Source organism: Nocardia gamkensis NBRC 108242 (genome assembly GCF_001612985.1).
Taxonomy (GTDB): domain Bacteria; phylum Actinomycetota; class Actinomycetes; order Mycobacteriales; family Mycobacteriaceae; genus Nocardia; species Nocardia gamkensis.
Genome location: NZ_BDBM01000018.1, coordinates 1 through 11975 on the forward strand (window position 1 = coordinate 1; position 11975 = coordinate 11975).

13 protein-coding genes are annotated in these 11975 nt (G+C 69.0%); 2 read left to right on the top strand and 11 right to left on the bottom strand.

The annotated features are described in order from the left end of the window. Positions 1–882, bottom strand: an 882-nt coding sequence (gene eccD / locus NG1_RS16505) for a type VII secretion integral membrane protein EccD (RefSeq protein WP_157114089.1), incomplete at its 3' end; no start/stop codon positions are given. A 287-nt stretch (positions 883–1169) separates the two neighbouring features. Here eccD and eccA point away from each other — a divergent pair. Then, positions 1170–3002, top strand: a complete 1833-nt coding sequence (gene eccA / locus NG1_RS16510) for a type VII secretion AAA-ATPase EccA (protein WP_062971797.1) — start codon at positions 1170–1172, stop codon at positions 3000–3002. 83 nt (positions 3003–3085) lie between these two features. Here the strand turns inward: eccA and eccB are convergent, their stop codons facing one another. Then, the gene (eccB, locus tag NG1_RS16515; RefSeq protein WP_062971799.1) at positions 3086–4594 is read right to left on the bottom strand and encodes a type VII secretion protein EccB; all 1509 of its coding nucleotides are present in this window, start codon (positions 4592–4594) and stop codon (positions 3086–3088) included. Between the two features lie 265 nt (positions 4595–4859). Here eccB and eccE point away from each other — a divergent pair, with 265 nt between their 5' ends. Beyond that, a complete protein-coding gene (gene eccE, locus NG1_RS16520) occupies positions 4860–6506 on the top strand; it encodes a type VII secretion protein EccE (RefSeq protein ID WP_245659930.1) in 1647 nt (548 codons plus the stop codon). Positions 6507–6569: 63 nt separating this feature from the next. On the opposite strand, the gene NG1_RS16525 is transcribed toward eccE, so the two are convergent. From NG1_RS16525 to NG1_RS16565, 9 genes are all read right to left on the bottom strand, one after another. Continuing rightward, positions 6570–6863 carry a WXG100 family type VII secretion target gene (locus tag NG1_RS16525; RefSeq protein ID WP_062971801.1) on the bottom strand — a complete coding sequence of 98 codons (294 nt, stop codon included), beginning with the start codon at positions 6861–6863 and terminating at the stop codon, positions 6570–6572. A 60-nt stretch (positions 6864–6923) separates the two neighbouring features. Then, positions 6924–7229, bottom strand: coding sequence for a WXG100 family type VII secretion target (locus NG1_RS16530; protein ID WP_062971803.1), 306 nt, complete (start codon positions 7227–7229; stop codon positions 6924–6926). A 90-nt stretch (positions 7230–7319) separates the two neighbouring features. Continuing rightward, on the bottom strand, positions 7320–8111 hold the full coding sequence (locus NG1_RS16535; RefSeq protein WP_062971805.1) for an ESX secretion-associated protein EspG: 792 nt from the start codon (positions 8109–8111) through the stop codon (positions 7320–7322). Continuing rightward, on the bottom strand, positions 8108–9082 hold the full coding sequence (locus tag NG1_RS16540) for a PPE domain-containing protein (RefSeq protein WP_062971807.1): 975 nt from the start codon (positions 9080–9082) through the stop codon (positions 8108–8110). The genes NG1_RS16535 and NG1_RS16540 overlap by 4 nt, the downstream gene beginning before the upstream one ends. 43 nt (positions 9083–9125) lie before the next feature. Then, entirely contained in the window at positions 9126–9467 is a 342-nt protein-coding gene (locus NG1_RS16545; RefSeq protein ID WP_062971809.1) for a PE family protein, read from the bottom strand. A gap of 32 nt (positions 9468–9499) precedes the next feature. Then, on the bottom strand, positions 9500–10876 hold the full coding sequence (locus tag NG1_RS36745; protein ID WP_062971811.1) for a hypothetical protein: 1377 nt from the start codon (positions 10874–10876) through the stop codon (positions 9500–9502). After that, positions 10873–11190 (bottom strand): type VII secretion target, encoded by a 318-nt coding sequence (locus NG1_RS16555; protein ID WP_062971970.1) that lies wholly within the window; start codon positions 11188–11190, stop codon positions 10873–10875. Before NG1_RS16555 ends, NG1_RS36745 begins: the two co-directional genes overlap by 4 nt. A 51-nt stretch (positions 11191–11241) precedes the next feature. After that, entirely contained in the window at positions 11242–11577 is a 336-nt protein-coding gene (locus NG1_RS16560; protein WP_245659931.1) for a YbaB/EbfC family nucleoid-associated protein, read from the bottom strand. 37 nt (positions 11578–11614) lie between these two features. After that, positions 11615–11971: a hypothetical protein gene (locus NG1_RS16565; RefSeq protein WP_062971815.1), complete on the bottom strand. Its 357-nt coding sequence runs from the start codon at positions 11969–11971 to the stop codon at positions 11615–11617. Positions 11972–11975: the final 4 nt, after the last annotated feature.

The following is an 11975-nucleotide window of genomic DNA, read 5'->3' on the forward strand; positions in this document are numbered from 1 at the left end:
GCCGCCCGCGGTCGGGACCGGCGGAATCGGCAGCCGCGCGAGCACCGCCGCCAGCCTCGGCACCGCCGAGATGATCGCGATGCCCGCCACCAGCAGACCGGCCGACAGCTTCGGCAGGCCCGGATGCCAGATCAGGTAGATCGCCGCGGCGACGCCCGCGATGACGGCAAGCGCTGCGGCGCAGGAGAACAGCGTCGCGCCGGTGCCGGCGACCCGGTAGCCCACCAGCGCCGCGATCAGCAGCACCGAACTGCCCAGCAGCAGATGGGGACTGCCGAGCGTCCCTGGCACCAGCAGTGCGGCGCCGCCGAACAGCAGCAGCAGTCCGTCCAGCGACAGCCAAGTCGCGGTCACCGCGTCGGTGTACCTGTGCGCGGCGATACCCGCCGCGACGAACGCGGCGATACCCGCGCCGAGCAGGGCGAAAGCGGGCGCGAGCGGATCGCCGTTCCCACGCGAGACCACCAGCACGGCCAGCGCGGCGAGCACGGCGAGCGCCGAGACGATCAGCCCCATCCAGCGGGCGGCCAGGCCGGACCAGCTCTCGAAATCCTCTGTGGTGAGCCGCGATACCGCGTCGATGACGTCATCGAACAGTGCGGGCGATTCCTTCGCGGTGACCGACCGCAGCACCAGCAGTTCACCGTCGTAGACCTCGGCCTCGGTGAGCGTGCGACTCGGCGCGATCGCCTCCCGGCCCAGCCGGGCCAGCGTCCAGTGCCGGGCGTCCAGCGGCGCCGACTCCTCCTCGGTCTCGGGTCGCTCCGGATTGCGGGATTCGATCAGCGCCACCAGATCGCCGATGAAGGTGGCGATCGGCACGGTAGCCGGCAATCCGACATCGACCTGGGTGTTTCCGCCGATGACCGAAACACGACTCAATACGGGCTCGGTGGTACGTGTAACGCTCGCCGACTCGATCAACGGCAACCATCCCCCGCCCTCATCCGGAACAATGAATCACACATCGACAACATTTGCTGGAACACGTCCTGAGTGAACGACTTCACCACTCGTCGAGCACTCTCACACATAACCGACTCTTGCGTTGCGACCTCCCGGCAGCTGAACCTAATGTAACGGACGCACCGGGCCACGCGCGATCGGTAGTCTGGTATCCAGATGAACGTCTCTACTACGAGAAACGAAGATTTCGGGGTTCGACAGCAATGACCGGCAACCGTCAAGCACAACGCGCATTCGATGCCGGAATCCTGTCGCTCGGATTGTCCATCGAGGGGCAAGAATCCGCACGTGATCTCGACTACGCGAAACTGGCTTTTCAGCGCGCCACGGAGTGGGATCCCACGATGTGCGACGCATGGCTCGGCCGCGCCGCCGCGGGCGAGCTGACCAAGGACGTTCTGTTCAACCTGTACAAGACCGCTACGAGCACGCTCTATCGCGAGCAGCGCAGGCTCGGCCTGCGCCCGCGTGAACTCGCGGGCCGGTTCGTGCCCGGTCTGTACATCGACTACCCGCTGGCCAACCACACCGAGATCACGCTGGCCTGGGCGTCCCAGCTGATCGCCGACAAGGAGTACGACGAGGCCGAGCGGGTGCTCGACGAACTCGACACGTTCCGACGTGGCCAGTTGAGCAATCCCGACGGCGAGATCGACAACCGCATCTGCGCGTATATCCGTGGCGTACTGCACTACAACACCCAGCGCTGGCCCGATGTGATGGCGGTGCTCGCGGGTTCGGCGGACTGGGAGGACCCGTACCTGGCGGCGGGCGCGCACGTGATGGTGGGCACGGCGTGCGCGCAACTCGGCTTGTTCGGCGAGGCGATCCGGCGAATGCAGCAGGCCGAGGCGGGCCCGATACCGGCGGCCCGCTCGACCGCGATGTTCTGCCGCGGCCTGTGCCTGCGGGAATCGGGCAACGAGGAGGAAGCCCAGTCGCTGTTCGAGAAGGTGTACTCGCAGGCACCGGATTTCGAGGCGAACGCGGCCGCGATGCGCGACCGCACCTATCGGATCACCGTCACCAGCCGCGAGGTGATCGATGCGCGCACCGACAAGTGGGACCCGGCGTCCTCGCCGTCGATGGAGCAGATGGAGCAGGCGGAAAGCCAGGACCGGGCGAAGAGGATCCTCGTCGAGGCCCGTGCCGAGCTGGATTCGCAGATCGGTCTGGCCTCGGTGAAAACCCAGGTGGCCAAGCTCCAGTCGTCGGCGCAGCTGGCGAAGATCCGGGCCGAGAAGGGGTTGGCGAGCCAGCCGCGCGGCCAGCACCTGGCCTTCACCGGGCCGCCCGGTACAGGTAAGACCACCATCGCCCGGGTGGTCGCGAAGATCTACTGCGGTGTGGGTTTGTTGAAGACGGACAAGGTGGTCGAGGCCAAGCGCGTCGACTTCGTCAGCCAGAACCTGGGCGGCACCGCGATCAAGACCGAGAAGCTGATCGACACCGCCATGGACGGCGTGCTGTTCATCGACGAGGCGTACACGCTGATCCAGACCGGTTTGCAGGGCGGCGACGCGTTCGGCCGCGAAGCGGTGGACACGCTGCTGGCGCGCATGGAGAACGACCGGGATCGACTGGTCGTGATCATCGCGGGCTACGACGGCGAGATCGACCGGCTGCTCGCCGCCAACGACGGCTTGGCGTCGCGCTTCTCGAAGCGGTTGCAGTTCCCCTCCTACACCCCCGACGAGCTGGGGCAGATCGGTCAGGTGATCGCGCGCAAGCGCGACTCCGACCTGTCCGAAGGCGCGCTCGAGCAGCTGGTACGGGCCTGCGAGCGCCTGTACGCGATGCAGAGCACCGACCAGAGCGGTCAGCCGCGCCGTGGCGTCGACCTGGCGGGCAACGGGCGATTCGTCCGCAACGTGATCGAGGCGGCCGAGGAGGAGCGCGAATTCCGCTTGGCCAACGACGAATCGCTGGACCTGACCGACATCGATGAGGCGGTGCTGCGCCGCATCGAGGCGTCGGACATGGAGCTGGCGTTGTCCGGCCTGCTCAGTACCCTGAACGTCGGGTGGACGGACTGAGGACGGAACCCACTGCGTGGGCTGGACGGACCGCGTTCAGCCCCTTGACGTACAGCGTGCCGGTGATCGCGATCCTCCGCGCGTCAAGGGTTGGCCAGCGCATCGTGGCTGACCAGCGCGTCTCGCGCCGACAGCGTGGGCCCCGGCACCATCTGGCCGATGATCGCCCAGGGCGCGAGGCGCGGGGTGTTGCCGAGCCCCAGTACGTTCGCGGTGGCCGCGTCCGGGATGCCGTAGCGGACACCGGTGTCGGCGATGTAGAACAGGCTGCCGCGGCGCGGGCTGCCCGGCTCCATGCCGGTCACCTGGACGAACTCGCCCGATCCCGGTGCGATGTAGGCCGCGTCGACCCGGTCGCCGACGCCGTCGGAGGTGGACAGCTCGACGGCTTGCGCGGATTCCGTGATCGGCAAGCGTGTGCCGACCAGCAGGCTGACCGTTGCGCGTTCACCAGGGCCGTCGCCCGTGCTGTCCTCGCTCTGCCCAGGAGCGGTGCCCGGCGACTTCGCCCAGGCCACACATGCCACGGGCGCGTCCTCGGCAGGCAGGATCCGCGGGGTTCGCACCGGGAAGTCGTCGAGCGGCAATTGCCGCACCACCGCGACGCGGTCCAGCACATCGGGTGGCATGGTCGCGATCTCCCGCATGCCGTGTGAATCGGCGTACCTGATCACCTGCGCGGTGAACGGCGACACCGGCTGCAAACCGTCGGCGAGCACGACGTACAGCGCGGAACCGCCGTCCGGACCCACACCGGACACCGATATGACGCCGCCGATCGGGATGCTCGACAGCGGGCCCGGACCCGGCTCGCCGGCCCGGGGGATCTGCGGCGGGGTGAGCGCGGGCACCTGCGTCGTCGCGCCGAGCAATCCGGTGCCGACCGGACGCGGCCGGTGCGATTTCAGGTCCAATGCCCTGGTCATCACCGAATTCGCCGGGTCCACCTCGGCGCGTTTGCCGTCGTAGACCAGGTAGGTCTTGTCACCGCGCCGGACCAGCAGCGCCTCGTCCTGATTCGAGGTCTTGATCCGGTCGTTGAGCGCGGGACGACCTGCGATCACCGTCGTCGTCCCGCCCGAGGAGGAGGCGGCGCTACCGCCTTCGGACAGTGCGATGGTCTCGCACAGTGACCACTCGGAGTTGTTGCCCTGCCGCGAACCCGGTAGCGCGCCGGGAGCGCCCGGAATGCCGAGTAGCGGTCCGCGCGGCAGATCGTCGAGCTTGTCGTCCTTCACCGCGTGCGGTTCGGCGTTCGCGCCGGTGATCAACCGTGCGGATGCCAGATTCAGCACCGGATGCAGGGTCTTGTCGCCATCTCGGCCCTGCACCACCACATACAGCGCGCCACTCTGTTTCCCCGACACGATCAGGGCGTCGCCGATCGCGCCCTGCGGCCGCAGGAAGGCCAGGATCGCGGCGCCTGCCACCACGAGCACGCCGAGCACCGCGCCGACGAGCAGCGAGCGGATCTGGGAACGCATCGGATCGTGCAACATGCGAACGTCGCGGCGCACCAGCGCGTGATCGAGCCTGCGCAACAGAAATCGGTATCCGTTGACCTGGGCGCGGGTGGTCAGCTGTGCCGGCACATGGTCTCCATCGAGCTATCGATCACCATTCTCCTCGACACGGTACCGTAATTCATCGACGGCCCTGAACCGATGGAATACGAAGCCGATCGATGACGGCCGCACGCAGGCGAGGCAGGGGCGAATAATGGTGAACGAGACGATGAACGGCGAGACAACTGTCGGCGAAATATCGGATGCGCCGAGAAATGAACGCCGATCGGACTATGACACTCTGCGAGACCCGGAATTCTGGTTGTTTCGCATTTTTCCGCTCCGGGTGATCGTGCCCGTCGCGTTATCGGCCGCGGCCGTCGCGTGGATTGTTCTCGCGCTCGGTGATTCGGTCCGGGGCGCGATCGCCGCGGGGGCGGTGACAGCGCTGGCGGGCCTCGCGCCGATCGGCGGCCGTACACCCGCCGCGCGCATCGGTAGCGCGATCGCTCGCAAGCGCCTCGGCCCGCGCCCGGCCGAACGCCTGACGCGGGCACCGGCACTCGACGTGCCGCTCACCGAGGGCGGCGGTTACGGCGTGCGCTGGGACGGCGACCTGCTGCTCACCATGCTCCGGATCGATCCCCCACCGGACACGCTGACGCTGCTGGATCGCGGCTCGCTCAGCACCGACCAACTGCTCCCGCTGCCCGAGATCGCCCGCTGCCTGGAGCAATTCGATCTGACCCTGGCGAGTATCGACGTGGTCAGCACCGGCGCGCGCACCGCGGGCACCGGCGTGGCCGCACAACTCTACGACCGCATCCTCGGCCCGCTGCCCGCCATCGCACACCGCACCTGCTGGCTGGTGCTGCGGATGGATCCGCTGGCCAACGCCGAAGCGGTGGACAACCGAGGCGGCGGTGGCAGCGGCGCGCTGCGCACCGCGATCATCGCCACCCGCCGGGTCGCCAACCGGCTCGCCGCGCACGACATCGCCGCGTCGGTGCTCACCGCCACCGAGATGAACACCGCGGTGCGCCGGCTCACCCATGGCTTCGACGTCGACCAGCTCGTCGAGTCCCCGAAATCGCTGGAGTATCACGGCCGTTTCCTCACCCAGTACCAGATCGCGGCCGACATGATCGGTCCGCGCGGACTGGCGGGCATCTGGGCGGTGCCCAGCTTGTCCACCACGGTGACGCTGCGCTTGCGCCCGGGAGCGGGCAAACACGATCGACACACCGATTTCGCCGACACCGTGGTGCTCAATGCGGTCGTCCGCTTCGATACCGTCGCGCCGCCGGAGGAACCGGCGCTGCCCGGATTGCGTGAGCTGGTCGGCAACCAGCTGCGAATCCTGCTGGACACCTTGCCCATCGGCTACGCGGGCCGCTGGGGCAGCGACATCGCCTATCGCGGCACCCTGACCGCGCTCACCGAGTTCGCGGTGCCGACGGCGGGCTGCGGTCAGCTCATCGGCGCCGACGAACGCGGCCAGGGGATCGCGGTGCCGTTGATCGGCGACGGCACCCGCCACCTCGAGGTGATCGGCAACCTGGATCTCGCCCAGCAGGTGATTCTGCGCGCCACCGCGCTGGGCGCCCATGCCATCGTGCACACCGCCCGGCCCGAGGCATGGCACACCATGGTGACGAATCTCGATGCGCCGCACGTACTTTCGATCGCGCCGCGCGCCGCGGGCGCCAGCTACCACCCACCCGCTCCCCCGCCGCCGCCCGCCGCACCCTATCCGAGCACGACGGTGCTGGTGTTCGACGGGATCCCGCCGATCGCGCACGCGGGCGGCGCGACGGTCGTGCACGTGCGGCGGCCGGACGATACCGGCGGGTCGATCGACGCGGACGTCACGCTGGTGCAGGATCCGGACGCGCCCAACCGGATCACGGTACGCACCGCCGCGCGAAGCGCGACCGTGCTGATGGTCACCACGCCGGACGAGATGCACTACATCGGGGAATCGCTCGCGGCGCGCTGACCGGCGGACACACGAAACGGCCGGCTGGAACCCTTACCGTTCCAGCCGGCCGTCGTTCGTGCATCAGAAAGCGGCGAAACCGTCGCCGACCTTGCCGTCCGCCTCGATGGCGCGACCCAGCGCGTTCTCCACCTTGGTGGCGAGGTTGTCCAGCTTCTGGAGGGTGTCCTCCAGCTCGGTGGTGAGGTTCTTGTGCGCGGTGTCGAAGTTCGTGACGGCCTGCTCACCCTGCAGGTTCTCGCGGAACGCGGCGGCCGCGCCGTTGAGCTCGTCGATCTGCGCCTTCATGTTGGAGCCGTACTGGTTGAGGTCACCGACCATCTCGGTGATGGCGGGCGAGTTGTACTTGATCGTCATCGTTGTTTCCTTCTGGTCGTGGGGGTGGTGATCCGGCTGGACGGCAACACCGTCCAGGGGTCACAGACCACCCTGGTCGGAGCCGACAATGGTGTTCTTGCCCGAGGTGACGGCCTGGGAGAGCCGGTCGAGCTTGCCGTTGAGCGCGGTGACCTCGTCGTGCCACTCGGTGGCCGCGGTGTTGAATTCGCGGTGGGCGTCACCCTGCCAACCGCGCGCGACGGCCTGCACCGACTCGTCGATCTGGTTGATCGAGGTGCGCAGCGTCGAGATCGAGTCCTCCATGCGGCTGACGACGCTGTCGATGCCGCCCTCTTCGACACCGTAGGTCTGTCCCGAGCCGTCGCCGAGAGTTGTGTAAGCCATTTCGTTGATCCTTCCGTCAGAACTGGTGATGGCGAGATGCGGACGATCTCACCGGGCAATGAGGCAACCGAGTTACTTGCGACCCGAGAGCTACGGTGGCAGCCACCTCCCCCCGGGCAGCCCTTCCAGCAACGTGGCGACCGCCTGAGTCACCCGGTGGTCGGTGCCCGTCGTGACCGTCGACCAGATCTGCTGATCCGGCGAGACCATGGGGGCGGCGACGATGCGCCCGCGGCCGGTGTCGTACACCACCACCGTGCCCGGCGCCCTGCTGGTCAGCCCGTCCCGATGGGCGTAGGCCACGATCTCGGCATAGGCGCGGCAGGAGCCGAAAGCGAGTCCGAGCACGGCGGCGTCGCGCTCGCCGACGCCGATGGCATACATCGCGTCGGCGTAGCCGCTGGAGCCCTCGGCCGCGTCCAGGCGATCGGCCAATTCGGCGGCGAGGGCGCTGAATCCGCCGATCTCGGCGGGCTCGCACGGGCCGAGCGCGGCCAGCAACGGACGAGCCAGCGACACGTCCGAGCCGTCGGCCCAGATCGGATGAACCTCGAAACGGTCGCCCGAGCGCACGGCGAGCGCGTGCTGCTCTCCCCTTCGCGCCAGGCAGAAGCGGCGTGCACCGTCTTCGGTGTAGACGCGGGCGACGAGTTCGCGGTCCGGCTGCGCCAAGACGAACAGCGCGGCGGCCAGTTCCGATTCGACTTCGCCCTCGGCGTCGAGCAGGCCGTCGCCGAGCAGCGCGGTTACCGCGCGCTCCCGCGCGGCACGATATTCCTCGATCGAATCCTGTTGCGGTCCAACGGCAAGAGCCAGAGGCAGGGTCTGTACGCCGAGCCGTTCGGCGACGACGAGCAACGCGTCGTTCGTCAGTGACGTCACGCCGTGCCTCCCGTCCCGGGGGCGGTCTCCGTCGGCGCGGGCTCCGGGGCGCCGAGCACCGCGGGCGCCGCACGGATGCCGCCTTCGAAGCCGATCTGATCGCTCGCCTGCCCGGGTAGGCCCGCGCGCGGAAACCGAGCGGTGTCCTGGGCCGCAGCGGCTTGTCCCAGCGCACCGGGAACGAGCGGAGCGGGCTGTCCGCCAGCGCTCACCGTGGCCTCCGTAGCGCGCGGCGCCACTTCGGCTGTCGCGGCCGACTGGGCGTACACCGGCGCCTGATACGCGGTGGGCACCCGCGGCATCGCCGGGATGGGCACCGCCCCGATCGGCATCGCACCGATCGGCGCGGCACCGCGCGGCAGCACGGCCTCGGTCGGCGTCGCGGTCCGTTCGGCGGTCAGCGCCTGTTCCGGCGCCACCACCGGCGGCGGCTGGTGCTGCCACGGCGCGGCGAGGGGTTCGGTGGCCATCTCGTAGTTCTGCATGACCCGCGAGGCCACGGCCTTCGCCACGTCCGCTTCGGCGTCCGTCTCCGCCGCGATCGCCCGGATCGGCGCGCCGACCATGCCGCCCATCGACTCCAGCATTCGCTGGACCTGCTGGAGCGATTGGAGGTCCGCGGTATTCGGCATCGCCAGCCGGGCGATCTCGTAGGCGGCGACCTGCGCCTGGAACCGGGTGGCGTTCGCGGCCGCCGCGGCGGCCGCGTCGATCAGCCAGTCACGCAGGGTCGTAATGCGTTGCAGCACCTCGCCGCTGCGCCCCGACTGCCAAGCGCCGCGCACGTCCGCGAGGACCTTCTCGTACTCGACCACCGCGGCGCCGAACGACGCGGCCAGGCGCGACCATGCGGCGACGGCCTCGGCCATCGGCACGGCGCCCGGCCCGGTGGTGAGGTCGCGCGCGAGCCGCTCGGGCGGTCGCGCGGGCCACACCACACCGGTGAAACCTGGCTGCGGTGGTTCGATCATTGCTGCGGAAGACCTTTCGGTTGCCCGACCACGCCGGGGACGGTCAGGCGGACCGGCCGCCCGTGGTGTCGAAATCCGCCGTGTTGGCCGATTCCATGCCGTCGAACTGGCTGGAGTGCAGCCGCAACGCGGCCGCCAGCTTGTGCAATTCGTGCACGCCTGCCTGCGCGCCCCCCAGATATGACGCGGCCACGTCGTTCGCGGTCTGCGCGGCCCGGCCGGAGACCTCGTCGGCGCCCGCCGGAACGACGGTCAGCGCTTCCTCCGCGGAGCGCAGATCCGACACCAGCCGGTCGGCCAGCGCGTCCAGCCCGGAAGACGCCCTGCCCGCCGTGACCGAGTCGAATTGCACGCTGTCGTACACCTCACCCCGCCCGTCACTCATGAGACCCTCCTGTGTAGTGCTCGGCACTCGCGTCAGAGCGTGAGTTCCTTATCCGGCGGTGGTTCCGATGTCGTATCGGCCGCGCCGACCACCGGCAGCGAGACCCCGTCGATCCGGCCGACCACTTCGTCGCCGTGCCGGCCGGTGACCATCTGGCCGCGCAGCGCGTCGGTGCTCGACTCGCCGTCGCGGGCCAGACCCGCACCACCCATGGCACCGCCCATCGGCATGTATCCGGTGCCGGTCCCGGTTCCCGCCGCGGTGGCGCTCGTCGCGGCGAAGGCCGTGGACGCGGTGCCGGTACCTGCCGCGGGCACACCGCCGATGCTGCCGAGCGAACCGCCCGCGACCCGGGTTCCCGGCCACGGGTTGAGCGGTGCGGCAGCGATCGCACCCGGGACGCCGCCGCCGATGCCACCGGCGCCGCCCGCACCGCCGGCGCCCTTGCCTTGCCCGGCTTCCTCGCCTTCCTCGGGCTCACCCGCGGCCTCGTGGCCGCCGGGTGCGCTGATCGGTTTCGGCGCAAGCAGCGACGGATTCGCCGCCGCCAACTGCCCCAGCGACTGGGCGACCTGGCCCGCCGTGCTGATCAGCGGCGTGATCATGCTCATCAACTGGGTCAGCTGCTCGGCCGACTTCACGCCCGTCGGCGCGTTCGTGATCGGAACCTTCTGTCCGGCCTGCGTCATGCTCGCGCTGTGCCCGAGCAGCTCGGCCTTCGTCTCGGCGGTAATCGCCAGCGCCTCGGTCATCGCCTCGATGGCGGAGGCGACCAGGAAGCCCTGGCCTCCCGGTGAGGCCGCCAGCAGCGGCGCGAAGGCCATGGTGGTGGAGAACTTCGCCAGCACCGCCGACATCAGGCCCGCACCGGTGAACACGCTGCCCGCCGCGCCCGTGAGCACCGACTTCTCCTGTGTGCTCTGCGCCGCGAGCTGGTCCGCGTCGGCTTGGGCCGCACCGGCCTTCTTCGCGGCCTCCATCGCCGCCATGCCCTGCCACACCGTCATCAAGGTCTGCACCAGGGACGAGCCGACCTGCATCACGGTCTGCATCACGGTGGACACGTTCTGCAGCAACTGAGTCGGGTCGGCCGGCGGCGCGGGCGCGGCGGCGGCACCGGCCTGCACCGGCGCGGGCGGCGGCGAGCCGAGCTGCCCGGTGCCGAACGCGGAGGCGAGGTCGGTCAGCGGGCGCATGAGCACGCCGAGATCGATCGTCGGCAGCGGCGGCAGCTCCGGCAGCTGGACGAAGGCGGGCATCTCCGGCAGGTGCGGTAGACCCATGCTGTGCAGGACATCGTTCACCGGCATGTCCAACATGGGCGCAAGAGCGCTGCCCCGCAGCAGTTCCAGGACCGTCGGATCCAGTGGATCGGCGCCGGGCGGCGGAATGGCTCCCGGCGAGGTCATGACCGCGTGCGGATCGCTCCGATGGCCGCGCCCGACGCGGTGTCCGTGCCCTCGTAGGTGGCGGCGGCCTGATGCGCCGTCAACGCGGTGCCCGCGTGCACGGCGGCGAGCTGCGCCACCGACGACAGATGGTTGGCCTGGGCGAAGGCGTACGAGACGAGGAACTCCTGGCCGATCAGGCCGAACACCGGGACCACCGCGGCGATCGTCGCGGCCTGGTCGGTCGCCGCGATCGCACCGACACCGGCGGCCATGGCCGCCGATTCGCCTCCGTATACACGCAGCGCATCCGGGACTACTTCAATGTGGCTCATGATCATCGTCCAATCCCGAAACATCCCCCGATGTTTCGTATTCAACTCTACCTAGCGACGACCGCGAATCGCGATCCCGACGTGGTTAACATCCGGTGACCAGCCGGTGGCTTCCTCATTGAATGCGGTGATCAGTTCACCGCGCTCCGCGAAAGCCTTGTGGGCGGCCGCTCGCGCGGTGTCCACAACCGTTTTCTCGAACTCCTCCGGCGAAAGTTTCGATACCGCAGCGGTAAACCTGAGCCCTACCAAAGCGGCGTTTCCGTCCACCTCCGCGGTTACCGCTCCGTCGGGCGATGTCTCGGTGACCCGGATACCATTCATGGCGTCGTTGAGATCGGTGAGCCGGTAGAGCTGATTCCGCACCCGAGCAATGAGCTCGTCCATTGTCTCGACCATGCCGCCTCCCGAATTCCGCTGTCGCTCAGACCGATCGCAGCCAGCTCTGCGGTTCGGTGTCGTATTCCTGCTCGTCGATGATCTCCTGCGTCGCCACCTGCTGTTCGGTGGGCAGACCGGTCAGTGCCAGCATCTCCGAGCCGAATCCCAGTTGCCGCAATTGCGCTCGCCGCGCCAGGCCGGCACGGTTCGCCGCCTGTTTGCACAACCGCAGGACGTCACCCGCCAGCGCTTCCGGATCCCGACGCAATTGATCGGCGTCGACCTCGATACCCAACGGCAGACCCATTTCGGTGGTACGCACCGAAATAGAGCCCGTGAGCGAGGTCGCCATGAATTCCGTGGGGAATTCGCCGGTCTGCCCCGGCTGCGATGCGGTCATCGGC

What these genes read in the sequence shown, in the direction of transcription:
- NG1_RS36745 (WP_062971811.1), bottom strand. Translation starts at nt 10,876, where the DNA reads ATGACCTCGCCGGGAGCCATTCCGCCGCCCGGCGCCGATCCACTGGAT.
- NG1_RS16565 (WP_062971815.1), bottom strand. Translation starts at nt 11,971, where the DNA reads ATGACCGCATCGCAGCCGGGGCAGACCGGCGAATTCCCCACGGAATTC.
- NG1_RS16560 (WP_245659931.1), bottom strand. Translation starts at nt 11,577, where the DNA reads ATGGACGAGCTCATTGCTCGGGTGCGGAATCAGCTCTACCGGCTCACC.
- NG1_RS16530 (WP_062971803.1), bottom strand. Translation starts at nt 7,229, where the DNA reads ATGGCTTACACAACTCTCGGCGACGGCTCGGGACAGACCTACGGTGTC.
- NG1_RS16540 (WP_062971807.1), bottom strand. Translation starts at nt 9,082, where the DNA reads ATGATCGAACCACCGCAGCCAGGTTTCACCGGTGTGGTGTGGCCCGCG.
- NG1_RS16545 (WP_062971809.1), bottom strand. Translation starts at nt 9,467, where the DNA reads ATGAGTGACGGGCGGGGTGAGGTGTACGACAGCGTGCAATTCGACTCG.
- eccA (WP_062971797.1), top strand. Translation starts at nt 1,170, where the DNA reads ATGACCGGCAACCGTCAAGCACAACGCGCATTCGATGCCGGAATCCTG.
- NG1_RS16555 (WP_062971970.1), bottom strand. Translation starts at nt 11,190, where the DNA reads ATGAGCCACATTGAAGTAGTCCCGGATGCGCTGCGTGTATACGGAGGC.
- NG1_RS16525 (WP_062971801.1), bottom strand. Translation starts at nt 6,863, where the DNA reads ATGACGATCAAGTACAACTCGCCCGCCATCACCGAGATGGTCGGTGAC.